16 protein-coding genes are annotated in these 26,865 nt (G+C 43.2%); 1 reads left to right on the top strand and 15 read right to left on the bottom strand.

Going from position 1 to position 26,865, the window contains the following annotated elements:
- Positions 1-47 precede the first annotated feature (47 nt).
- The 7 genes from AAC852_RS16715 to AAC852_RS16745 form a co-directional block, all read right to left on the bottom strand.
- On the bottom strand, positions 48-4,145 hold the full coding sequence (locus AAC852_RS16715) for a Tc toxin subunit A-related protein (protein WP_340621975.1): 4,098 nt from the start codon (positions 4,143-4,145) through the stop codon (positions 48-50).
- Positions 4,138-7,611: a Tc toxin subunit A gene (locus AAC852_RS16720; protein ID WP_340621976.1), complete on the bottom strand. Its 3,474-nt coding sequence runs from the start codon at positions 7,609-7,611 to the stop codon at positions 4,138-4,140. Before AAC852_RS16720 ends, AAC852_RS16715 begins: the two co-directional genes overlap by 8 nt.
- 235 nt (positions 7,612-7,846) lie before the next feature.
- Positions 7,847-9,487, bottom strand: coding sequence for a glycosyl hydrolase family 18 protein (locus tag AAC852_RS16725; protein ID WP_340621977.1), 1,641 nt, complete (start codon positions 9,485-9,487; stop codon positions 7,847-7,849).
- 11 nt (positions 9,488-9,498) lie between these two features.
- Positions 9,499-10,536 (bottom strand): IS630 family transposase, encoded by a 1,038-nt coding sequence (locus tag AAC852_RS16730; RefSeq protein ID WP_340619667.1) that lies wholly within the window; start codon positions 10,534-10,536, stop codon positions 9,499-9,501.
- 524 nt (positions 10,537-11,060) lie between these two features.
- Complete coding sequence (flhA, locus tag AAC852_RS16735; protein WP_340621978.1) at positions 11,061-13,163, bottom strand: flagellar biosynthesis protein FlhA; 2,103 nt, start codon at positions 13,161-13,163, stop codon at positions 11,061-11,063.
- A complete protein-coding gene (gene flhB, locus AAC852_RS16740) occupies positions 13,156-14,307 on the bottom strand; it encodes a flagellar biosynthesis protein FlhB (RefSeq protein ID WP_340621979.1) in 1,152 nt (383 codons plus the stop codon). The genes flhA and flhB overlap by 8 nt, the downstream gene beginning before the upstream one ends.
- A gap of 321 nt (positions 14,308-14,628) precedes the next feature.
- A complete protein-coding gene (locus AAC852_RS16745) occupies positions 14,629-16,026 on the bottom strand; it encodes an alanine/glycine:cation symporter family protein (protein ID WP_340621980.1) in 1,398 nt (465 codons plus the stop codon).
- A 316-nt stretch (positions 16,027-16,342) separates the two neighbouring features.
- On the opposite strand from AAC852_RS16745, the gene AAC852_RS16750 reads away from it, so the two are divergent.
- Positions 16,343-16,975 (top strand): recombinase family protein, encoded by a 633-nt coding sequence (locus AAC852_RS16750; RefSeq protein ID WP_340621981.1) that lies wholly within the window; start codon positions 16,343-16,345, stop codon positions 16,973-16,975.
- A gap of 380 nt (positions 16,976-17,355) precedes the next feature.
- Here AAC852_RS16750 and cheZ read toward each other — a convergent pair whose 3' ends face one another.
- The 8 genes from cheZ to cheA all read right to left on the bottom strand — a co-directional run bounded on the left by cheZ (position 17,356) and on the right by cheA (position 26,861).
- Entirely contained in the window at positions 17,356-18,012 is a 657-nt protein-coding gene (cheZ, locus tag AAC852_RS16755) for a protein phosphatase CheZ (RefSeq protein WP_340621982.1), read from the bottom strand.
- Between the two features lie 9 nt (positions 18,013-18,021).
- Entirely contained in the window at positions 18,022-18,411 is a 390-nt protein-coding gene (gene cheY, locus AAC852_RS16760) for a chemotaxis response regulator CheY (protein WP_099134854.1), read from the bottom strand.
- A 130-nt stretch (positions 18,412-18,541) separates the two neighbouring features.
- A complete protein-coding gene (locus AAC852_RS16765; protein ID WP_340621983.1) occupies positions 18,542-19,594 on the bottom strand; it encodes a protein-glutamate methylesterase/protein-glutamine glutaminase in 1,053 nt (350 codons plus the stop codon).
- A complete protein-coding gene (cheR, locus tag AAC852_RS16770; protein WP_340621984.1) occupies positions 19,587-20,516 on the bottom strand; it encodes a protein-glutamate O-methyltransferase CheR in 930 nt (309 codons plus the stop codon). Before cheR ends, AAC852_RS16765 begins: the two co-directional genes overlap by 8 nt.
- Before the next feature lie 6 nt (positions 20,517-20,522).
- Positions 20,523-22,154: a methyl-accepting chemotaxis protein gene (locus AAC852_RS16775; protein ID WP_340621985.1), complete on the bottom strand. Its 1,632-nt coding sequence runs from the start codon at positions 22,152-22,154 to the stop codon at positions 20,523-20,525.
- A gap of 56 nt (positions 22,155-22,210) precedes the next feature.
- Positions 22,211-23,914, bottom strand: a complete 1,704-nt coding sequence (locus tag AAC852_RS16780) for a methyl-accepting chemotaxis protein (protein WP_340621986.1) — start codon at positions 23,912-23,914, stop codon at positions 22,211-22,213.
- 190 nt (positions 23,915-24,104) lie between these two features.
- A complete protein-coding gene (gene cheW, locus AAC852_RS16785; protein ID WP_038268995.1) occupies positions 24,105-24,602 on the bottom strand; it encodes a chemotaxis protein CheW in 498 nt (165 codons plus the stop codon).
- A 33-nt stretch (positions 24,603-24,635) separates the two neighbouring features.
- Positions 24,636-26,861, bottom strand: coding sequence for a chemotaxis protein CheA (gene cheA / locus AAC852_RS16790; protein WP_340621987.1), 2,226 nt, complete (start codon positions 26,859-26,861; stop codon positions 24,636-24,638).
- Positions 26,862-26,865: the final 4 nt, after the last annotated feature.

The following is a 26,865-nucleotide window of genomic DNA, read 5'->3' on the forward strand; positions in this document are numbered from 1 at the left end:
AGGCTGGTTCATCATGAAATCATCTGTAACAAGCCAAAACCACACGGTTATGAGTCCACCATTTTCGCTTCTGCCAGTAGTTTCTGGACAGCTTTACCAAACGCAGAAGAACCTGCTTTAGCTGTGTATCTGACGTGCAAAATGACATCGGTTAAGCTGTCAAGATTCTGTGCCTGGTTAGTGAAGGCGAATGTCCAGCTTGATTCGACGCCAGAGCCTTCAAATGGTAAGAAGCGTTCATCATCAAAATTCAGTGTGAACATGCCGCTGTCATTCATACCACTGGACAGAGAGATCTGCTGGTTAGGATGGATGCTACGAACCCAATAGGGAGAATCAGCATTAAGGCCATTTTTCAGTACCTTTTCCATCACCTGAACATCGGCTTTTACCATACGGGCATTAACGCCCAACGATAACTGCGCACAAATATCTTCATAAGGCCCCACCAGCATCGGAAGGGAAACTGAGACAGATTTAATTCGACGATGAGAAAGGTTGGGATAATCCTTTGCAAAATCGGCTTCTTGTAAGTTGAACGTGATTGCTGAATGTTGTTTCAACGTTTCCAGATCCTTATCCCACAACTCTTTTCGAAGTTCTTTCAGGGAAATGGTCTTAGTAATTTCTTGCAAACGTGAATTCTGTTCAACGTAAGCACGCTCCATTCTTTGCAATGCCAATTTCAGGGTTTCACCAGACATCAGCCCCTGATAAAAATCATTCCAACTGCTGCCTTCAATAAAGGTCTGCTCTGAATCCAATTCATACTGTAATGAGGCTTCCGCGGAAAGACATAGCGATGAAACGGCATCATAAGCTTGCAGATATAAGTTTGATAGTTGGCTTATCATCCATGTGTACAAGCTTTCATTAGTAAAACGGCTGGAGAAATAATCCAACAATTCCAATGATTTTTGTTGTTCAGCTTCAATCTGTGCTAACCGTTTAGTCGCAGCCTCCAATTGCAGGTTTTGCACATTAATTTGTTGATCAATAGAGTTCACCTCCCATTCCGCCTGTTTGTACTGTATTTCCCACTCTTGACGGCGACGGCGATATGATTCCGATACACTCAAACTGTCAGCTTTGATACTGTCAGACTGATGTTTGATCATAATGATTTCAGCGGCGGCATTTAATGCAGCCCCCCAGCGTGATCCTCCTACCGCCAACCCATAAATGTTGGGCAACATATCCAAAGCCGCTGCGCCGGTACGCAATGTTTGCGCAGCCAATAAAGAAGAAGCTGATTGGGCCTGGAGTTCAATTATCTGTTGTTCTGTTGGTGAGATATTTTCGTCATACAGTGATTTGAAATGTTCATATCGATCCTGTGCGGCTTTCTTACTAATTTGCAACGCTTCCAGGCTAGCCTGATTAATATTGATTTCCTGCTGTTGCAGATCTATTGAGAAGCGGTAAAGATCGCTGTTTTGCAGCATTTGGTATTTTTCAAAGCTCAGGCTTTCCTTACGTTCCAGCAAACTCAATAAGGTACTGCCGAACTGGATCAATGTATCAACGCCCCCTTTGGCACGTGCCAGCATTGGCTCAAAACGGTAATTAGGAGGATTGAAATTCATTCGGCTGGCATTGCGTGCTGTCACGACACGTTGGTAACGCAGATTCATCAGGCCTCGTGGAGAGATTTTTTCATCATATAACGCCAGATTAATCTCTTTACCATCCAACGTAAGGTTATGCCGCAAATTGTAAATCCGGTTTTCAAGTCGATCCCAAAGGGCGGTCAGATCGCTGTTGATCGGTTTCATAAACAGATCATTGTCAATGGCACGGATAGTGTTGTCATGAACAACCGGAATGTGCGGCAACGGCTGGCTTTGCATCTCCAATTGGCGTAGTTCACTGTTATCGTATCGGTAAAGCGCATCTTGCAATGTCAGTGGCTGCCAGTAACTGGTTAATTGCACATCAGGGCGCCGGCCAAGCAGCGAACTGGCCGTGGCATAGCTCAGGCGAGCAATGGTTCTTGCCGTAGGTTGTAGTTTTCGATATTCCATATCACCTTGATCAATGAGGTTTCTGACCAGGAAATAGAAAATCGCCTTGCGATAGTGGATCGGCTCGCCAGAAGCGATGGCATCAGGATCACTGGGCTGCATTAAACGGTAGATCTCTTTGGGAGCATCAAGCAATGGACGACTGTTCCAGTAACGCGGTTTTCCCTGTTTTAATGCGGGTTCATCTTCATTTTCATAAGGATCAAACAGGTATTTAATCCAGCGATTGGCTTCTTCAAAACGCTGTTCAACATTAAATCGCCATGCCACCAGAAACGGCATATGGAAGAACAATTCCCAGAAATAGATACCGTTCGCTCCTTCCAGATCAATCGGCACTGAACCGCCACCAGAGATAGATTCTTCATGCAGGTTTTGGGTTTCCCAACTCAGTACCAGTTCCAGCTTCTTGCTTGCTTTACTAATAAGTTCCTTGGCAAACAACGTATTTAAGCGGATCTGTTTACCGGAATACCAAACGGGTTTTGACTGATGATCAGGGAATTGCAAATATTGAGTCTGTTTGCTCTGTTTGATTTGGAATTTTTCCCGCAGCAACTTACCGACACTCAATGTGACCTTAATTCTGCCACCGATATCTTTATCATTTTCTTTCGGTAAGCTGAAACCCGTAACAACAATGATATCTTTCAGGTCATCACTGTTACACCGTTTCACTCTGGCATGAAGCTCGATGTTCCCTTTTTCAAAGTCTGCTTTGGTCAGGGACTTATATTCAAGCCAGCATCGGTTACCATTTTTGTCCTGCAACCAGATGCAATACAAAATATTTTTACTCTTACTGAAATCGTATTTATAGGTAGAAGTAGAAGTCAGATACATATCCAGCGTATCTTCCACATAAGCTGCACTGAGCTTGAAATTCTCCTTATTGCCCAATTCGCCCTCAAACACCTCCTCTCCTACAATTGGCCAATTTAGGTTGTTATTAACAGGATAAAGAATAAGCTGATTGAATTCGTTCATTCCTCCATTCGACGGATCGCGGAAGAAAAACCAAACCAGCTTATTGCCATAATCATCCTGGTCAGAGAGATGCGTCATTGAAGGAGGAAGATCGGAAGAAGCCATCAGCATATTGTCACAGATATAGCTGAATACTTCGTCATAATCATAAGGCTTGTTCTTATCTTCACCATGCAGACGGGTAAAGGCTACCAGTGCCAAACGCTCTTCTTTTCCTGTCCGGTCAAGCACAGCGATCATTTTATCCATAGCATGATCCAGTACTTCTTCGCGTACTGTTGTGCCGCTGCTCCATGTACTATCGAACCCCAGATGCGCTATATTGAGCTTGGTTCGGTAGCGAATTGTTGTGCTCTCCTTATCATCTTTTTCTTCTGAAACCTCAAACCAGCCAATATAGAGGCGATTGTTCATAATTACCGGGCGAACAATACCGTTGCGAGCATTTTCCAATGGCACACTGATAGGTTTCCACTCACTCCAGGCTGTCGGATACAGCTCATTGGTCTCAGTGTTACGCTGCATCATATCCAATGAGCGCCAGAAGTAACGATAGGGTTGGGTTCGCGTTCTGGCAATGAAATAGGTTTTATCGTTGGCAATGTCTGTACCATCTTCATAACCAGAAAGGACTTCCAGATTACTCACTTCTTCAAACTGATTCAGATAACCAAGAACCGCTTTTTGTGCCGCATCATCGGTCAATTTTCCCTGATTTAATGCACTTTCCAGTTGAAAGAAAAATTCCGTTTTCGTCAGACGCAAAGTTGGATCAACATAAATTTCGGGATATAGCCTGAGTTGCTGATTGGCTGACCAATAACCATAACGGTTGGCAAACTCCTGCCAATCGGCGATCTCTTCCTGAGTCATGGCAAGGCCCGGCTCCAAATTGAGCATAATGCGATTAATATACTGTTGCACAGATTGAGTAACATAAGACAATCGTGAAGTGGTCACTTTTGAAGAAACTTGTGTATCCAACAAGAGATAATCATAAAGATCATCAACATTTTTGATTTTCTCACGATCGCGCTGGAAATCTGCCCCTTTGGGAACAATTTGCCCAAGATAATAATCGACCAGAGCATCACGCAAATCTTCTTGTAATTTTGCTTCAATGGAATTAGACATTCTCAATATCTCCTTGCGCTTTTAAGGCCGCCATAACCGCTTCACCAACGCTCTGGTAAAGGTTGAAATCAGTGCTGATTGTTAATTCGCTGGCATCCCATAAGGTTTTCACTGACAAATTTGTATGGGTTGCAAGCTGCTGCAATCTGCGTAACCAGTCGATATGGAGTAGATTTTGTGCCTGAGGAGGAGTTAATGCTCGCAAAGTACAAGCCAGATAGATTTCATTGGCATCCCATCCCAAAATATCTGCAAGAATATCTGCACATGTTTCACTGTGATCATCAATGCCATTTCTGGCTGTTTTTCCATGGGATTGTGACTGATGAGATTGTGACTGATTGGTGTGATCCTCATTCGCATAAGCGAAATAATCATACAACTTGTCTTCGTTCTGATTGGCGCTGTTCACCAAATCTTGATAACGAGTCAAAGAATATATTTCATCCAATGACAATGAGTTTGAGGTTTTGTTATTTAGCACACCAAGCCATTCTGGTTTTGTCAGGCGCAGTAACAGTAAGTTTTTATTGATTTTTAACGTGTTAATGATTTGAGTATAAATAAGCAGGCTATAGGTTAAATCGGTAAATTGGCTACTGAGATCCGCTGCGGTTTCCGGTACTCCCGTCAGGATCATGTTCAAAACTTGATAAACATTACTGCCTAACCAGCGAAGCTGTAAGGGAACCAGGCTCTTTTCCACGCCATATTCTGCTGCAATTGCACTGGATAGCAGATTATCTTGTGCATTTTTAGCCTGAATCAAAAGTTGGGCCACGATATTAATGACATTATCCGAAACCGCTCCTTCTTCAGTAAACAATGTCTTGACCTTCTCCTTGATTTGATTTTCCTCTGTTTTGTTCCACTCTGGTGGAATATCTAATACCAACCCTTGCTGATTAAGTAGCCCATGTTCCCCGGTCAGTAATGCCCACCCGTCGATTCCAGCCAGCTCTGGACGGATAAAATCTGCCGATGATAAAAGTACATTTTCAGATAAGCCGGCAGCAATACCTTTAAAGAAAGTGACCATGCTATCAGTAGGCACAACAGGCAATACTGTTTTACCTAGCATCAGGGAAAGTTTTGCTGCCGTAATTTTGCTTTTCACCAACCAGGCACTCATCATCTCCATTTTCATGATGAGGATAAGAAGATTGTTCTGTTCTGCATTGTTGGCAGAAGTATTAGTCAGAGGGAAAACAAGCGGCTTAGCCAGATAACCGTGATTATTCGTCAGAATATCAGCAAGAATCAATCCATCTTCTGTGGAAAGACCAAAGGTGCGAGGAATACTAACTAAACGGTAGAGGCTTGAGACAACTTCAAGATTACGCTTTAATCTTCCAGGCATCACAGACTGTATTGGCGTATGTATACTTTCAACAAGCGGGGCGATGAGTTGGAACGTCACCGAAGAAATACCCAATCCTGCACAAAGTTGTTTGATCGTTTTGGCATCATCTCCTTGAGTTGCCAAGTAATTAAATTCTGTATTATCCAGTACTAACGGTTGATCAAACAGTTTCGTCTGATTGAAGAGCTGGTCAAAGAATGGCACATCATCGCTGATTGAAAATGGGGTTACCTGATGTAGCCAACTGGCAAACATTTCCGCTGTCACTTTGTATTGAGTATTCAGATGCCGAAATAGACCTAATGATTTTAAAACGTTATCCGTAATACTCATGTCCAGATTATTTGTTTCAGCTTTTATGCCGGAAGCCAGCAAGAGATCAAGCTGATGGTAAGGCAAATCAAACCAACGCTGTAAACGGATAAAACGATTTAACCTGTCATAACGGAATTGTGATACGGCTTTGATTTCACGCCCATCATCTGTTCGGATAATTTCCAGCGCATCACGCTGCCCCGCATTGATATAAACGCCACCATAATGATAAGGAGCGGGAAAAGTCGCCGAAGTTTGTTCACTACTGAAAATCGTGTTAGAGAAGTGAACATGCGGGGAAACAATTGGTCGATATTTGCCACTGCTAAACAGATTTTCAAGTTCTGTAACTTTGGTATGAGTTTGATCAGCAAAGACAGTCACTTTCTTAAGCTGGACACTTTGCTCTTCTGACAAGCCATAATTATTTTCGAAAAAATCACTGGCTTGTGGTGATAATTCGAAGGATGGTGTACCAGACTTAGCAATCGCTAACCGATAACTCATAGCCCGAAAAACGACTCCATCGATTTGATCAACAACTTGTTGATCGACAACTTTTTCAATTTGTTGATTATTTTCTGCTGGATGCTTTTCTACTGGAATAGCAGCGTAAATGGTCATATTGGCAAAATATGGCCCTTCATCCAGATTACCGATATCAGGGTTATCACTTTCCAGATAGGTCAGTTTTAACTGTCGGCTGAAAGGTGGGGAATTATCAAACGGCACCATTCTTGCCTTGATGCGATAATAAGTTAAAACACTTTCTGCCCGCAGTTTAATTGTGATAGTTTTGCCTGCCTGATTTTTACAGGTGATGAAAATGGTGTCATAAGCACGGGGGGAATTTTCAACTAATTTCGTTGGCCCGTTTATCCCTTCCTCTTGAGCAACAATATAAGCGTGTCGTGAAATATCTTTTTCAGGCACCAGCTCTGTAGTACTGCCACTGTAGTAAGACTTCATCAATTGATCACGTGACAGTAAATTTTCAGAAAAATGAGCAGGTTCAGTTAATATCTCAATTTGTTCATTGCTCAATTGTGTATAGGCCAGCAAAATCTGATGGTTTTTTGCAATTCCTGTATTCCACGGGAATTGTGTATCTACTTGCTGGATCACAGCACCTAATTCGGTGTTATTTTCTGCTAATCCTCTATTGATTTGTTGAGTGGCTAAATTATAGGGCAACGTAAAGGGAAAGCGGGTTTCTCCCAATACCTGATTAACCGGTTTAGTGGCTTCTCCTGTCTGATCAATATATTTTCTGGCACTTTCAGACAGCACATTATTCACGATAGTCAGGGCGCGAACCTCTTTGTAAAGTGCCTCACTGTCCAACATCAGATGTGAGATATCTTCCCTTCTTGTTGCAAGTACTCTTGCCTGATTAGTGCCATCGACTTCGATTTGCTGAACAAATTTATAAAGATCAAGTAAATAATTCGCTGGGCTATCAAGGGATTCAATGGCATCTGGCTGACAAAAATTATCCCACGGTTCTGGGAACAGACTGCTATAGTCAGGGAGTTTTCCAACTTGTTCGCCAGCATCCTGATACTCTGTGCCTGAAATTCGCAATGACGCTTTTTCCCTGTCATGTTGCCTGAGTGAATTTTGTCGATAATACTGAACCAATTGGTTAGCCATACTCACCGCTTTGTCAAAAATAATCTCAGCATGACCCGCCAATGACGCATTATGGCGTTTAATAAAACGCTGCTTTGATACACTGACAATATCGAAAATAGAGTGATAGCCTAAATTTTTAAGTGCATCAACCAATGAAAATGTCGTGGATGAATATTCTTCTTGTGGAGATGTGATTTTTTTGTTAGTGCTAAATTAGATAAAGGTATTTCTGCCGCCACCGCTAATAATGGTGAAACTTTTTTCATATTCTGCGGCCCGTCAGAATAATCATGGTTCTTACTCATTTTTATTATCCCATTTCAGTGATTCGGTCATATTCAAAAAAACAGTTACCAATTAAATAACCATCTGGACATGATATTGAGAATTAAACACAATCCTTGCATTGTGGCTCTTTGGGTTGATCGTAAGAAGGGAGATTATCGTCATCAAAATAAAATGGTGACATATCAATAACCTGATTCTTAACTTTACGTCCCAAACCTTCGTGAGCTGCGTTGGTTAATAAGCCATTATCCTGATCACCAGACCAAATAAATAAACCACCTAATCCTTTTTCTTTGACATAACGGGCTTTTTCTCTGACAGAGCGTGGCGTGTCCAATGACATAAAGACTTGCAGCTTTTCGTTATAAAGGTAATCTGCTTGTGCTATTTCATCGTGGATGATTTCATAGCCATTACGGCCGGTGCCATTTTCGAAATCAATATAGTTATAAATAACGTCTGTCCACTCAATAACGGCGGATTCGAAACTGCCTACAACATTACCGCTTCCGGTATAAGTGCCTTGCAATGGGCTTTGACTACTAATAGTCGTACCTTTCGCATTACGTGTATAACCCGAATAACCAATAAAAATCTTTTTCTGATCAACACCAAGTTTAATTAAATGCTGAACAGCATCATCAACGGAATATTTGGAATACGTATCGTCTTTATTACGATACAGGTTGGTATGGTGAGAAAGTTGACCATCACCTAAAGTAAAAAAGTCATAAGTCATCAAATTAATGCCTGTAACTCCTGCGGCCATTAATTCAGGAATATGGGCATCATCAATTTTTTCCGGATCGCCGGAAGCCGCAATACTAATTCCTTTTAAATTGGCAATATTGGCAGCCTTTATTTCTTCAATCAGTTTTTTATAATAAATATAATCATCTTTATCAAACTGATTTCCCATTCCCGCAGAACCGGGATATTCCCAGTCAATATCAATATGATTAAACATCGGGAAACGACGGAATAGATCTTTCAGCCCTTCAACAAACTGTTTACGGTGGGTATTATTGCGGCAAATATCATAAAAAGCGCCACTCATTGACCAGCCACCAATACTGACGGAAATCTCCAGATTGGGGTCAGCTTTTTTCAGTTCACGGAAGCCACCCAGTAGTCCTTTGGCTTTTTCCTGATTATATATCGTTGGATATGGATCGAACGCACCATTTTCAAAACCACAGTTAAAGTATGCACTGACATCTGCCCACGGGTCGATTGGGATAGGCCACCCCATGTAACTTTCGGGAATATTATCCTTATCTGAACCCAATCCCCAGCTTTCGGCAGCCGATAAAATAGTCTCCCCTTTTGGCCCTTTATCACCAATGATGCCAGCAAAGCTGAATATTAATCTCTTAAAGGGACTACTATTGGTTGCATCACCTTTAATACGAGTTAAATCAGCTCCGCGCCCGCCCTGATTTTTTAATACCTCATCTGGAGGCGATGGTTCTGCCGCTCTGGCATCGTATTGTGCCCAATCAGTAAAATAACACGCGATACTGAAATCATCGTTATCTTCATAAGTATTAAACACGGTCTTGGCCATACGAGTAGAAGTGTAGGTCAAAATATCCGTGCTCACGGCGGGATCATAATTGTTGAGGGTGTAGGTTTTTTGCGTTGCCTCTTGACCATAACCCTTAAGAGCACCTTCATGTTGATATCCAGGATCAATACTATACACAAGATTACTTTCTGTATTCTTTTCCGCTTTATCCATTTTATACCAATCTAACTTGAAGATGCCGGTTTCAAAATCTGGAAATTATCATTCAATCGACAAGCGAGTCCACCCGCTTTTTCCCGGAGTGTGACACGAAAAAAGGAGTGAATTGCCTCGCGAAACACTTTCGGTGTGGCGAAGTAGACATTGTTACGCACCTGCTCGTTCATATATTTCCATAATCGCTCTATGGGATTGAGATTAGGACTGTAAGGTGGCAAGTAATGCAACTCAATGTTGAGGATCTCGGCGATATCTTTCACCAAATCGGTACGGTGATAACCCGCCCCATCCAAGATGAGATGAATTTTCTGCGAAAGCGGATAGGTTTCTCGAATGGCACCGAAAAAATACGCCACATTTTCCGCGTTAATGCTCGGATATTCACGAATAATAGTCTCTTCAATACACTGTAAATTAAGGGCGCCCATGATGTTGAGTCGGGTACGGCTGCCTGTAGTTTCAATCATTTTGACGTGCTTTACCCCTGATTTTATCCAGCCATAGCTTAATTTTGTAGACTGTGAGGGATGCACAGCATCAATAAACAGAATCGGCTCATTCTGACCGAATTCGTCTTTCAGGGCGTGGTAGGCCTCAATAAATTGTTGCTGTTTATCCGCATCAAATTTATGAGGAACCCCTTTCGGCTTCTTGTAACTGAACCCTTGACGGTGAAGCCATTTGGTCATCCCGGCCACGGTGAACGAAACCTGCCAGCGTGCCTGGACATAGGCCACAATGTGTGCGGTAGTATGCATCAGATTCACCGTCAAATAATCCACCAGTTCAGCGGTTTGCCGGGCAGACAGATGGCTTTCAGAACCGCCATTTTCAGGGGCGAGTTTTTCCTGACTGAAATAATCTTTCAGATGACGACTGACAGTGCTTTCATGAATACGTAAGGCCTGAGCAATCATCTGAGCAGTCCAGCCCTCGGAAGCCAAAAGAACCGCTTTGATGCGGTCGCGAACGCGTCCATCACGCGTTGTATCATGCATCAGTTCGAGGGCGTGTTTTTGGTCTGGTGTCAGATGAATTTTCATGGTTGCAAGCATGATCTGATTCGGATAAGAAATCAAGCATCTTCAATGATGATTGGTATATACCTCATTATTATTACATTGCTGCTAATAAATAGAAGATCCTTTATGTCATTTGAATATTAAAAATAGTTAACTTGAATCAAGATTAAAAATATTCTTGCTAAAAAATATGCTTATCAACCGTACTACAAATGAAATAGGCCTGTCTAGCTTTCAAATTTAATATCATTATTAATATTAAATTGTTTTTACAATATTTACAGTCTTGTACTCTATAAATATTGAAGAGATATATTTTAAAAACAATCAGGCAGATACTATTTAAAAATACTAATAACAGGATATGTCCTAATGACCCATTTCATTTAATGAGAGAATTAAAATACTGTTTCGAGTTAGTTCCAGATGAAATGAGAAAACAACTGCAATGGTAAGAGCCAGAAGATTGACTATTTCTATAATAAGGTGATCACCGTAGTGATCACCTTATATTTATTATTATTCAGAAAACTTCACTACCAGTACTATCTTGTGCCTCCAATCGTCGCTGTCATTCTTATCTGACGGTTATCGGTAATTTCAAGATTGGAAAGTACAACCAATCGGGGCAGTACACGGCGCAGAAAACGAGACAATAATGAACGTAGTGCGTGGTTGACCAACAACACAGGTGGCGCACCGAGCATTTCCTGACGCTCCAATGCTTCTGCCGCCTGACGTTCCAGACTTTCAGCCAACCCCGGCTCCAGTCCACCACCACCCTGCAATGCCTGAAGCAGAATACGTTCAAGATTCGCATCTAAGCCAATCACTTTAATTTCATCCGCACCGGGGAACCATTGTTGAGCAATCGCCCGGCCAAGAGCAATACGGATAACGGCAGTCAGTTCATAAGGATCAGTTTGTACCGGTGCATGTTCAGCCAGTGTTTCAATAATGGTGCGCATATCACGGATCGGCACTTGCTCTGCCAACAGGTTTTGCAGAACTTTATGTAACGTGGTCAAGCTGACGACACCAGGAATAAAGTCTTCTGTCAGTTTCGGCATTTCCTGACTGACGCGCTCAAACAGTTGCTGTGCTTCCTGTCGGCCAAATAGTTCACTGGAATGCTGTGACAACAAATGGTTGAGATGAGTTGCCACAACGGTACTCGCCGCTACGACAGTATAACCCTGTACCTGTGCCTGTTCCCTTAAACTGTCATCAATCCAGACAGCCGGCAATCCGAAAGCCGGATCTTTGGTCAGGTCACCCTGCAATTCACCTACCGCACCGCCCGGATTAATCGCCAGCCAACGTCCCGGATGAGCTTCACCCCGGCCAATCTCTACTCCTTTCATCATGATACGGTAGCTGGCGGGTGCTAATTCAAGGTTGTCACGAATATGAACAACAGGGGGTAAATAGCCCACTTCTTGCGCAAACTTTTTACGGATACCACTAATACGCCCAAGCAGCTCACCATTCTGGCGAAAATCTACCATCGGAATTAACCGATAACCGACTTCCATTCCCAATGGATCTTCCAGTTGCACATCAGACCATGAAGCTTCTGCAGTTTGCTGTTGTTCTTCTACTGCTTTCATCTCTTCATGTTGTACCATAAACGGATCTTTATCCTTACGAAGCAGGAAATATCCTGCTCCCGCCAATGCCGCGGTAAACAACAGGAAAACAAAGTTAGGCATTCCCGGCACTAAACCAAGCAACCCCAATACACCAGCACTCAACATCATCACTTTGGGGTTGTTGAAAAGCTGGGTCACCATTTGCTGGCCGACATCTTCATCGGTCGCTACACGGGTCACGATAACACCTGCTGCTGTAGAGATAATCAACGCCGGTAACTGAGCAACCAAACCATCACCGATGGTCAGCAATGTATAGGCTTCTGCCGCATCCCCCAAACTCAATCCATGTTGGGCAACACCGACGATCAAACCGCCAACGATGTTGATCACCAAGATCATCAACCCGGCAATGGCATCGCCACGCACAAATTTACTCGCACCATCCATTGAACCATAGAAGTCTGCTTCTTGTGTGACTTCAGCGCGCCGTTTCTTGGCTTCATCTTCACCTATCAATCCGGCATTCAAATCGGCATCAATTGCCATCTGTTTACCAGGCATCCCATCCAGTACAAAGCGTGCACCGACTTCAGCGATACGTCCTGCACCTTTGGTGATCACCATAAAGTTAATCAGGATCAAGATAACAAAGACAACGATACCAATGGCAAAATTACCTCCGACAAGGAAGTGACCGAAAGCTTCTACGACTTGTCCTGCTGCTGCCGATCCTGTATGCCCTTCCATCAAAATGATACGCGTAGATGCGACATTCAGTGACAAACGCAATAATGTTGAAAACAGCAAAATCGTTGGAAAAGCGGCAAAATCCAGCGTCCGACGAGTAAACATCGCTACCAGCAAAACCATGATGGAAAGTGCGATATTAAAAGTGAACAGTAGATCAAGCAGGAATGGTGGTAACGGCAGTACCATCATCGACAAGATCATGAGGATGAGTACAGGCCCCGCAAGCATTTGCCATTGGGAGCCTTTTATATTTCCCGGTAAACGATTCCCCGATAAACGGAACAATGAGGCCAGATTAGCCATGACGATTATTCTCTCCAGCAAAATCCAGTGCTGGCGGCACTGGCAGATTTTCAGGTGTTTTTGGTTTCAGGCCACCTTCCCGTTTCCAACGTTTCAATTGGTAAACCCAGGCAAGCACTTCAGCAACGGCAGCATAGAGTGCTGCCGGAATAAAGCCGCCCACTTCAGCATGGCGAAACAACGCTCGCGCTAATGGAGGGGCTTCCAATAGTGGAATGCGATTTTCCGCACCAATCTCTTTAATACGCAAGGCAATGAGTCCTGTTCCTTTTGCCAATACTTTAGGTGCACTCATTTTTTTACTGTCATACTGTAAAGCAACGGCATAGTGGGTCGGGTTAGTGACAATAACATCCGCTTTTGGCACATCCGCCATCATCCGTTTACGTGCAGCCGCACGCTGTTGTTGGCGAATTCGCGCCTTTACATGTGGATCCCCTTCTTGTTCCTTAAATTCATCCTTGATTTCCTGACGGGTCATTTTCAGTTTTTTCAGATGGCTGCGGATCTGATAAAACACATCAAACGCCACCATTGGTATTAACATAAACAAGACAACGTAGCCTGCAAAAATCAACATCAGCATGGCATCACTTAATGCCACCAACGGTGTTTGGGTAGTCAGATTCAGCATGGCAGGCCAATTTGCCCAAATAAACAGGGCGGCTCCCCCTCCTACCATTGATGCTTTCAAGATGGCCTTGAACAGTTCCGCCAATGCGTTCATGGAGAGAATTTTCTTCAGACCAGCAACTGGATCCAGTTTCGCCAGATCAAATTTGATGGATTTTGAGCTGAATATCAGCCCTCCCATCAATGTCGGTGCACTTAAAGCAATCAGGATCAAGCCGACAAACACAGGTAACAGTGCCCAGACTGCTTGTTTTAATAAGCGACCAACCTGCTGTACCATCTGCTTATCATTACTGACCATGTTATGGTCAAAGTTGAATCCCTCGAATACCATCAATGAAAGCTCATGAGTGATCGACTGTCCGCTCATCCAAAGCAGACTGACGCCCCCTGCTAACATCAGGATAGAAGTGAGTTCCTTTGAACGTGCTATCTGCCCCTCTTTACGCGCTTTTTCCCGTTTATGGGGCGTGGGTTCTTCGGTTTTTTCAAGATCGCTATCTTCAGCCACAGCTTTCCTTGGTGAGCATTCGTTATTACATGTAGGAAATTTGCCCTCAACAAACCTCAGCAAAGAGCAAATAAAATTGTGCTAAGCATGACAAAAGCCAGGAAATTCAATGGCAAGAACACTGCAAAATTTGCGGGGGTATTTGCGGCATTATCCCCGATGGGTTTCAAGATGCCGCAACGTGAAAAACAACGGTATATGAGATTTATGCCTTACTGGAAATATAACGTCGCCCCCATACCAGAATGCTAGGCGTTCAGACTGATAACACCCTGCTTGAGATATGGAAAACTATTCCAATTTATATTGGCTTAATAATTATTAATCTGCCTTCATTGCGGTTTTAATCTCAACACGACTTGCCTTAATCTCAATGCTATCCGCATTAACATCATGGATATGATTTTTCGTCAGGCGGTATACAACCGGACTTAACAGCGCAATCCCAATTAAGTTAGGGATAGCCATCATGGCATTGAGTGTATCTGCCAGTAACCAGACAAAGTTTAGTGATTGAGTTGCGCCAATCGGTAACGCAATGATCCAAATAATACGGAAAGGAATAATGGCTTTTGTGCCCAGTAAATACTGAATACATTTCTCACCATAGAAGCTCCATCCTAATATGGTCGTAAAAGCAAAGATTACCAGTGCGATTGCAACAACGTAGTGACCTCCCGGAATAACTGACGAGAAAGCAGTCGCTGTTAATGTTGCTCCTGTCTGACCTGTCAACCAACCGCCAGTAATAACGATGGTCAACCCGGTAATAGAACATACCACAATGGTATCAATGAACGTCCCCAACATAGCAATTAAGCCCTGGCGGATCGGGTTTTGGGTTTTCGCTGTGGCGTGAGCAATAGGAGCACTTCCCATACCTGCTTCGTTAGAAAATACACCTCTGGCAATCCCAAAACGAATTGCAGCCCAGACGGCTGCTCCAGCAAATCCCCCCTGTGCTGCAACAGGAGTGAAAGCAGATTTAACAATCAAGGCAAACGCATCTGGAATGACACTCACATTGAGTCCTAAAACGACCATACCTGCGCCCAAATAACCTACAGTCATAACAGGCACCAGTTTACCTGCAACATCAGAAATCCGTTTGATACCACCAATCAATACCGCACCAACTAGAAGAACCAGTACCGCCGCCGTTATGGTTTTATCAACACCAAAGCTACTTTGCAGTACTTCAGAAACTGAGTTGGCTTGTACCGTATTACCAATGCCAAAGCCGGCTATGCTTCCGAAGAAAGCAAATAATGTTCCTAGCCATACCCATTTTTTCCCTAATCCATTTTTAATATAGTACATGGGTCCACCAACATAGTTACCGTTCTTATCTGTTTCACGGTAACGTACTGCCAGCACAGCTTCGGAATATTTAGTTGCCATTCCCACCAACGCAGTCATCCACATCCAAAATAAGGCACCCGGGCCCCCCATAACAATCGCCGTTGCAACCCCTGCTATATTCCCTGTACCTATCGTTGCGGACAATGCAGTCATTAATGCATTAAAAGGGGAAATTTGCCCTTCACCACGTTGTGTATTTTTTTGAAAGAGTAATTTGAACCCTGTGCCTAATTTGCGTATCGGCAAGAAAGACAGACGGATCTGCATGAAAATACCTATACCCAGAAGGCCAATAAGCATTGGTACTCCCCATACAACCCCGTTTATTGCACCTAACCATTGTGTGATCAGTTCCATATATACCCTCGGAATCATACTTAACAAACCGGTAACAAAAATGTTTCAATTAAATAAAAGATGATTTTGAGGAAATAAGCGAGAACTAATTAGGGCTTGTTGGTAAGAAAACTTAATACTGTGAGTATGATCACTAACTCTAATAATATCTTAAATAATTTTGTTTATAGCAAATCTTCATAAATCAAAAAATTAAATAATAAAGGCCATTAGGCAAATTTTTATCGCGTGATCTGACAAATTTTGGGTTTTTTGTAACAAAAAAATAGGTATTATTCTCTGACAAATAGTTTCTTATGTAATTAAAGGATTATCCGTGGCAAGAATTGGTTATATCCGAGTGTCAACAAATGACCAAAATAGTGATTTACAAAGAAATGCATTGATCAGCATTAACTGCGAAATGATTTTTGAAGACAAAATCAGTGGGAAAACTGCCAATCGCCCAGGATTAAAACGTGCGTTAAAGCACCTTAAATCTGGTGATACACTCGTTGTATGGAAGCTAGATCGCCTGGGACGCAGTGTAAAAAATCTGGTGACACTCATTTCAGAACTACATGAACGAGGAATTCATTTTCAAAGTCTGACTGACAGTATCGATACCAGCACAGCTATGGGAAGATTTTTCTTTCATGTAATGAGTGCATTGGCGGAAATGGAACGTGAATTGATTGTTGAAAGAACTAACGCAGGTTTAGCCGCGGCACGGGAACAGGGGAGAATTGGCGGGCGGCCTGTCAGATTTACCGCAGAAGACCAGCAACAAGCCGCCAGATTGCTAAGTAAAGGCCACAGCAGAAAACAACTCTCAATTATTTACAATGTGTCGCTGTCAACCATTTATAAATATTTGCCTGCGAATTTAACTGTTAGCCTTGTCTGTTCCGCAAGGTGCTCGACAGTCAATATTTCTGATGGCAACCCAGAATTTCCACACCCGGCATAATCAGGAATAATAACCGTCCTGTCACCATTAAATGCCGTTCTTATCCCTCCAAAGCTACCATTACCACTGCTATTCGTACCATGGAGAAACATCACCGGATTTTGGTGATTCTCATTAAAATATTTACGGTAAGAAACAAATGAATCTGCCAAATAGATGACTTTTTCAATCGACTGCACTGTGTTTTCCTTTGATAGGATCTGAATAATGAAATCATTTTATACATCAAATCAATCAGTAACATTGTGCTCTAACCGAAAATCTGGCATTTTTGCATAGTTGGAAACTTTGGAAATAACGTTTGGGCAGCCGCTTGACTCGCCCAAACATCAAATATATTTAAGAATAAATGTCGTTCGTTAAAGTATTATCACTCGTTATCAAAAACCTAAACTATCTAATAAATCATCAACCTGTTCCTGGTTGGCAATGACACCAATCCCATTCTGGTTAACCTGAGGGCCATTAAGAAGACTTTCGTTCTCTTTTTTAGTTTTGGCCACCTGATCAGAAGGCATATTTTCCATTAATACCATGACCAGTTGCTTTTCCAATTCCTGAATGACTTCCATCATCCGTTTAATGACCTGCCCGGTGAGATCCTGAAAATCTTGAGCCATCATGATCTCAAGCAATTGAGCATTGGTGAAGGCAGCATGTTCTGGCACGAGTTTGAGATAATCTCTCGTGTCCGTCACCAAAGCGCGCGCATCAGTCAGCTCTAAATTAGCCGGGTTCGCAAACCATTCATCCCAACGTAGGGTTAAGGATTTTGCAGAGGTTTCCAATTCATTCTGGCGAGGTTGAGCTACTTCAACGCAGTTCAGCACTCTTTCAGCCGCCTGTGCTGTCATCTGGACAACGTAATTCAATCGCTCCCTCGCATCAGGGATCGCCTCAGCCGCCTGAGCAATGGTTCGATCCAATCCCAGTTCACGCAGACTATCGCGCAGCATTCTCGTTAACTGTCCGATACGACTGATTATTTCACTGGTTGTAACCGCCTCATCTCTCGGCATGACTGGATTTTCACTCATTTTGTCTCCTTAAAGCCCCAATTTTTCAAATATTTTATTGAGCTTTTCTTCCAAAATTGCCGCAGTAAATGGTTTCACAACATAACCACTGGCTCCAGCCTGTGCTGCGGCAATGATGTTTTCTTTTTTTGCTTCTGCCGTCACCATCAAAACTGGCAAAGCAGCCAATTTTTCGTCACTGCGAATTGTTTTTAACAATTCGAGACCATCAATGTTAGGCATGTTCCAGTCAGAAATAACAAAATCAAATTCGGCTGCACGAAGTTTTGCCAGCGCTTCTGCTCCATCCAATGCTTCATCAACATTGTTAAAACCCAGTTCTTTCAGCAAATTACGCACAATTCGACGCATGGTTGAAAAGTCATCAACCACCAGAAATCTTAGATCCTTACTTGCCATAAAAACTCCTTGAAATTTTATTCATCCAGCAGCATCGTGCTGTAAAAGTTAACCACAATATTCCCTTTATCTTTCAAGGTGCGGCTTGCCGATTGTGCTGCAACTTGAAATATATCAGGTATAATAACGACTAAATCCGAATCGATTGCCCGGTACTGATTTTAGCCAGCATCGTTTTACTCAGCTTTTGCAGATCCATCACTTCATCGACAGCACCTAACTGGATCGCGGCCCGCGGCATACCAAAGACCACACAACTTGATTCACTTTGTGCCAATGTGTAAGCTCCCGCTTGTTTCATTTCCAATAAACCAGCCGCACCATCACTGCCCATACCCGTTAATATGACGCCCACCGCGTTACGCCCTGCATATTTAGCAACAGAACGAAACAGAACATCGACAGAAGGACGGTGACGATTAACGGGTGGAGCACTGCTGGTCATAATTTGGTAGTTAGCTCCGCTACGGCACAGTTCCATATGGCGATCTCCCGGTGCGATATAGGCATGTCCCGGTAAGACACGCTCACCATCTTCCGCTTCTTTGACAGTAACCTGGCTCAATTTATTTAGTCGTTCTGCAAATGAGCGAGTAAAGCCGGATGGCATATGCTGTGTAATAAGTAATGCCGGGCTGGTAACAGGTAAAGGTTGTAACAGATTCTTGATTGCCTCAGTTCCTCCGGTTGAAGCTCCAACCGCGATCAATTTCTCACTGGACAAAAGTGGCTTAAAATTCAGTGGAGCCGCAATTTCTTGTGTTGGTCTTACTGTGCTGATTTTTGCCTGTGCCGCCGCACGGATTTTCTCCGCAATCAGCTCACTATAAGCCAGCATGCCTTCACGAATACCTAATTGCGGCTTGGTTACAAAGTCTACAGCTCCCAATTCCAGTGCTTTTAATGTAATTTCCGAACCTTTTGCCGTCAGTGATGAAACCATCACAACAGGCATAGGTCGTAAACGCATTAATTTTTCAAGAAAATCAATGCCATCCATCCGCGGCATCTCGACATCCAATGTCAATACCTGCGGGTTATATTTTTTGATTAAATCGCGGGCAACATACGGATCAGGCGCACAGTCCACCACTTCCATGTCTGGGTGACTATTGATGATTTCCCGCATGATTTGACGCATCAGCGCCGAATCATCCACACAAAGAACGGTTATTTTATTCATGACCCCTCCTTGCCCGGCCTAAACCGTAAACGGTTTGTCCTTGCAAGTAGAACTCTCGGCTGATTTGAGTGACGTTTTCGGAATGCCCTGCAAAGAGCAGACCATCTGGTTTTAAGAAATTGACAAAGCGGCGCAAAATTCTTTCCTGCGTTTTTTTATCAAAATAAATCATGACATTACGACAAAAAATTGCATCAAATTTACCTTCCAGTGCCCACTCAGAATCAAGTAAATTCAGGTGCTGAAAGCTAACCAGCTCAGTAAGCACTGGGCGAACTCTGGCGTACCCTTCAAAATAACCAACGCCTTTGAAAAAATATTTTTTCTTCTGGCTTTCACTCAGATGTTGTAATTCATCTAATCGATAAACACCTTGGCGAGCTTTTTCCAACACCTGGGTATCAATATCACTGCCAATGATTTTTATCCGGTTTGAACGGTGCCCCAATACATCACACGATCTGCCATACAAAGTGTCCTTACCACATAAAGTGTCATACAGTGTCATCGCAATGGAATACGGCTCTTCTCCCGTTGATGCGGCTGCACTCCAGACACGGTAAGTTCCCCCGTTTTTTCTACCAGCATGTGCCGCCAGAATAGGAAAATGATGGGCTTCCCTAAAAAATGCGGTGAGATTAGTCGTTAATGCATTGATAAATAGTTCCCACTCCTTGCTATAACTATCCTGTTCCAGAATTGACAGATATTGACCAAAATCATTGAGTCCCAGAACACGCAAGCGCCTGACCAGGCGGTTGTAAACCATCTCGCGCTTATTTTTTGCCAAGACAATGCCAGCTCGTTGGTAAATAAACTGGCAGATGCGCTGAAATTGCGCATCCGACAACGTATGCCGCTGAAACATAAAGTTCAGCGGTGCAGTAGCTTCAGCATCTGAAGCTGTTAAATTGGATTTCATCTGACCTCAGCGTACTTGATTTACAACATACTCATCGGTCATTTTTGACGCAGGATATCCCTGATGATCATGCTCATGTTCCAAATCTGTCGGTAATTCAAATTGAGCAACCGTTTTCACCAATATATCTGCCTTATCTTCAAGCGCAGCAGCGGCGGCAGCGGACTGTTCCACCAATGCCGCATTTTGCTGTGTGACTTGATCCATCTGACTGACAGCTTGGGCTATCTGATGAATACCACGGCTTTGTTCGTCAGAAGCCGCAGCAATTTCAGACATAAGATCAGTGACCTGGTTTACTGATTTGACCAATTCATCCATTGTTCGTCCGGCATTATTTACCAAATCAGAACCCTGGTTAACACGATGGACGGATTCATCGATCAATATTTTGATTTCTTTTGCGGCATCAGCGCTACGTTGCGCCAGATCACGAACTTCTCCGGCGACTACAGAAAATCCTCGGCCCTGCTCACCAGCGCGGGCAGCTTCAACCGCTGCATTCAAGGCCAAAATGTTGGTCTGGAAAGCGATACCATCAATCACGCTGATAATCGCGCTGATTTTCTTTGAACTATTGGCAATTTCGTCCATCGTTGCAACAACACTGCTGGTCTGTTCACCACCTTTCATTGCTGTTTGAGAAGCTGCTACCGCAAGTGCACTGGCCTGACGGGCATGTTCTGCGTTTTGCTTAACAGTAACCGTTAACTGCTCCATACTGGCCGCAGTTTCTTCCAGTGATGCCGCCTGTTCCTCAGTACGTGAGGATAAATCAGTATTACCTTGCGTGATTTCCTGGATACCGGCATACATTTGGTTGGTATTGTCCCGCACCGACGAAATAGATTTGATCAGTGAATTCTGCATATCACGCAGTTTTCTGAATATGTTACCAATTTCGTCATCGGTGGTGACTGCCACTTCTTTATTTAGCCGCCCTTCAGCCACATCCTGAAAACACGCTCTCATATTTGCAAAAGGTTTGAGAAGATTACGTTTCAGCCACCAGTGAGCTGACAGGGAAACAACAAACACCATCAGGATAGCGCCAAAGAACATGGCAATGGAGACTTTATAATAGAATGCGCCATCAGAAACTGCTTTACTGATATGAGCACCGAGATAATGCATATAGTTATTGTATGCAACCTCTAATTTACTCTGATAACTTTCTGTTGGTTGATCGAGGAATTCCTGAAAGTGCCCTTCATAAAGGAAGGTTTTTAATTCCTTCAATGCATTAATGTATTCTTGGTATGAATGCTCAACAGCCAACAATAATTCAGCTCCATTGTCACTCTGCTCCATCAGAGGCAATGCACTAAAACGTGCGAAGTTCCTTTCAGCTTCATTCAGTGAACTTTTGAGCAGTGCTTCCATTTCATCTATTTGCTCTCTCGGTTGCCCGACTTTATGAGCAATCGCGATCTTATTCAAGGTATTACGCGTTTGCAGCAACGCCGCCCAACTCAATCCAAGGGTATCTCTTCGTTGAGTTCCCAAATCAATTCTTTCTATATATGACTGGTCTGTATGAATTATCCCCAAAGATAAGCCACTGGAAATAATCTGCATAACACAAAACATCATCAGTAATAGATACAAACTGGTTGATATGCGAAACCTGCCTAACATGTAATCACCTCGTTTAACGGCTGCATAATGCAGCCGTAGTTATCGCTATTATTTTTTTAGAATGTTTCCCAATTAGATGGGTCTTCCACATCGCTGCTTTTTTTCAGCACGGGAGGATTTGTTTTATTAGCTGGAGGAGTCGGCGATTTTATCGTCGGTAAAACTTCATGTTTTCTTTTCTCAGGCTGCTTCCTTTCTGCCTGCTCCGGTAACTGAAATAATGATACTGCTTTGGTCAAGATCATGGCCTGCTCTTCCAACGCTGCTGCTGCGGCCGCAGACTGTTCAACCAATGATGCATTCTGTTGTGTAACCCTATCCATTTCAGAGATAGCGACACCAACTTGTGTAATTCCCCGACTTTGTTCATCAGAAGCCGATGCTATTTCTCCCATGATGTCGGTCACACGGGTAACAGAATCGACAATTTGATTCATTGTTTCGCCAGCACTTTCTACCAGTACAGAGCCTGTATCAGTACGGCTGACGGAGTCTTCAATCAGTGACTTAATCTCTTTCGCTGCTTCTGCACTGCGTTGTGCCAGATTGCGGACTTCACCAGCAACCACAGCAAAGCCACGACCGTGTTCACCTGCACGAGCCGCTTCTACCGCAGCATTAAGAGCCAGAATATTAGTCTGGAAAGCGATGGCATCAATAACACCCGTGATATCTGAAATTTTGCGTGAGCTATCAGCAATTTCGTGCATAGTTTGCACTACATTTGCTACCACTTTGCCTCCCTGACGGGCGATATCTGAGGCGTTATCCGCCAGATTACTGGCTTGGCGCGCGTTGTCAGCATTTTGTTTTACCGTTGCTGTCAACTGTTCCATGCTGGCCGCAGTTTCCTCCAATGAAGCCACTTGCTGCTCAGTACGGGCAGAGAGATCATTGTTACCCGCTGCGATTTCGCTGGTGCCGGTATAGATGGTTTCAGTACTGTGATGCACACTTCTGACGGTATGGATCAGCTCGTCTTGCATATTTTTCAGGCCAACCGCCAACATTCCCATTTCATTGTTGCCAGAGACATCAACAGATTTAGTCAAATCACCTTTCGAGAAAGCTTTAATGGCATCCAACAGTTTGTGCAGCGGATCAATCAATGACTTACGCAAACCAACCCAACTTGCTGCCATAACGGCAATCAGCAATATAAATACAAAAATCAGGCTAATGATAATATTGTGGTAGGCGGCATCAGCTTCATCTGACAACTGCTGATACAGTTTTTCATTTTGATCCAAGTAAAAGGTGTATTCAGCATCAAATGCGTTCTGATACGTAGTAGTTGGCTGGGCAAAAAATTCTTTAAACTGTTTTTTTACCAGCAACACATCTAGTTCTTTCAGTGCATTGAGATAGTCTTGGTGGGTTTGTTTTAAGCTCTGCATACGCTCTGGTTCGCGTATAACTATGCTTGGCAATTGCTCAAATTGCCGGAAACGACGCTCAGCACGCGCTAAGTTAACCTTAGCTTCTGCTAAAACATCCTCAATTTTGTATTCTCTCTCTCCACCATGCTCTTTCAGGATATAGATGATGCCAATACGATTCAGGTTATTGCGCGCTTGTAACAGGTTGATCCAACTCTCATCCAATAATTTCTGACGCTGCCGCATTTCATCTAATGTATCAAAGGCTTTGGTATCATTCTTTAATGCCTTAAAGAACAGTCCCCCTGAGACAAATTGCAGAGCACCAAATAATATGATGACCGAGATAAGTCCCGTCACTATTTTCATTCGGTTAAACATGACTTCCCTTGTGTAATAAATTGCTATGCCTGTGTTATCGGCATCCTTAAAGGGAACTTTACGCGTAATACAAAAAATTGAGTTTTTACTGTGTCTTTTTGATCTACAACAAACCGGGCTGCCTTTTCATACTTCTACTTTGCACCAAACTCTTGGCAAAAAGAGCGAGAATTATGGCAGCCCTGAAATATCAATCTCTGGCGACAGAATCTACCAATGCCATTTCCTCGCTGTTGAGCAATTTTTCAATGTCTACCAGGATCAGCATACGCTCTTCAATGGAGCCAAGCCCGGTCAGATATTCAGTTGATAAGGTGACGGCGAATTCTGGTGCAGGACAAATTTGCTCTTCTTTCAGAGACAGCACATCAGATACACCATCAACCACAATCCCCACTATGCGATTAAGCAGATTCAAAATGATGACCACAGTGTTATCGTTGTAAGTGACATTTTCTTGTGAAAATTTGATCCGTAGGTCAATAATGGGAACAATCACTCCACGCAAGTTAGTTATACCTTTTATAAAAGCTGGAGTGTTGGCAATCCGGGTAACCTGATCATAACCACGTATTTCTTGTACCTTCAGGATTTCAATTCCATACTCTTCGTCACCCAAGGTGAAAACCAGATATTCCTTTCCGGCTGTTTCCCCCGATAATTTACTAAATTCGTCTATGGCTGGCATGATGTTACCTTTTACTGTGACTTGAAATTGAGTCTAACTTAAGTGATTATTTTTGTTTGCAAGTTCAGCCTTACGCACGGCCAACTGCTCATGATTAAGTTTCTGCAAAGCAGGAATATCAATAATTAAGGCAACACTGCCATCCCCCATAATAGTGGCCGCTGAAATGCCCGGTACTTTGCGGTAGTTGCTTTCAATATTTTTAACAACAACCTGATGCTGCCCGACCAGTTTATCTACCAACAGTGCATAACGACGTCCCGCACTTTGTACAATCACGGCAATACCTTTTGTTGGATCCGTTTCTGTATTTGCAATGTCAAATATCCGGTACAGTTCAAGCAATGGCAGATATTCACCACGTACCTGCAACAGTTTTTCATCTCCCGCCAATGGATAAATATCTGCTTCTTGTGGCTGTAAGGAGCTGACAACAGCACTCAACGGTAAAATGAAGACTTCATCGTTAACTTTGACAGACATACCATCCAATATTGCCAATGTCAGCGGCAGCAAAATACGAATGACTGTCCCCTTCCCTTCTTGGAAGTTGATCTGGATCTGTCCTCCCATATCTTGAATGTTACGTTTAACCACATCCATCCCCACTCCACGGCCGGAAACATCTGTGACCACTTCCGCGGTAGAAAATCCGGGAGCAAAAATCAACATAGCCACTTCTTCGTTGCTCATGTTTTCACTCACCGTCAGCCCCTGAGACTGAGCTTTGGCTAAGATTTTCTCTCGATTTAGCCCTGCACCATCATCAATAACTTCAATACAGATATTGCCGCCCTGATGCTCCGCAGCAAGAGTTAAATTACCCGTTTCCGGTTTACCTTCTGCAAGACGTTTTTCCGGGATTTCGATACCGTGGTCAAGACTATTGCGCACTAAGTGCGTAAGCGGATCGATAATTCGCTCAATCAAACTCTTATCCAACTCTGTTGAGCTGCCGATTAATGTCAGTTCTACTTTTTTATTCAATTTTCCTGCCAAATCCCGCACTAAGCGTGGATAACGGCTGAAAACATATTCCATCGGCATCATGCGGATCGACATAACAGACTCTTGTAAGTCACGAGAGTTGCGCTGCAATTGAGCCATGCAACTCAACAGTTCACTGTGTTTTGTCGGCTCTAAAGCATCACAATGCTGCGCCAGCATAGATTGAGTGATCACCAGCTCACCTACCAGATTGATGAGTTGATCCACTTTCTCAACAGCCACACGAATGCTGGAAGATTCCACACGTTGACGCGGTGATCCTGCTACTGGACGCGGTGCCGGACGACCAACGTCATGTACGTCTGCTTTTTTCTTCGCGCTATTTGTACTATTTGCATTATTCGTATTAACAGACTGTGGTCTATCGACAGTATCAGATGCCACATTATTTATGACAGTATTTGTCGTTGTAGTATCGGATGATGTCGTACTTTCTTCAGTTTTTGATTCTGTCGGTTGGAGATCCGATACAGGCAAAAAAGTTATCTGCTCAGGTTCAACCACAAAACACAATACCGCAGTAATATCATCCTCTGTTGCAGATGTGATTAATGAGGCCTCAAGGCTATCTGTGGTTTGTTCAACGTCATAAACCTCTCCAAGATGTCCGAGTTCATCTTTCATCAAAGCAACTTCACGCTCTTTCAACCCAGACAGATGAACACGGATCCTGCCCTGATCTATTGCCACAGCCGGAGAGCTTTTTTCTTCTGATTGTCCAGGTTGATCTGTTGTTACTGCTTGTACTTCCTTCTCTGCCTGACTTTCTGTCGCATGTTGGATAGTCTCTTCCATTACAGGCTCAACTTCAGATATTGCAGTCAAAACTTCCATATTTTGCTGTTCTTCCCGCTGCTGATCTTCTTGTAACTCTAATGCAAGCTGACGCAATGTCTCGCAGATATAATTGAATGTATCTTCATCTGGCTCCTGAGAACTTTTATAGGCATCCAATTGTTGCTGCATAATATCTTTCGCTTCTAAAAACAGGTTGATAATGTCAGTTGTCAGGCGTATTTCGTCACGTCTGGCACTATCCAGCAGATTTTCCAATACATGTGTAGTTTGTTGTAGCTTGGTAAAACCAAATGTCGCAGCGCCCCCCTTAATAGAGTGGGCGCTGCGAAAGATGGCATTTAGCTGTTCATGATCAGGTTCATCGGCATTAAGCAGCAATAAATGTTGCTCCATATCCGCCAATAGCTCATCTGCTTCATCAAAAAAAGTCTGATAAAACGCGGTAATATCCATCGTT

This window comes from Xenorhabdus siamensis (assembly GCF_037996745.1).
Taxonomy (GTDB): Bacteria; Pseudomonadota; Gammaproteobacteria; order Enterobacterales; family Enterobacteriaceae; genus Xenorhabdus; species Xenorhabdus indica.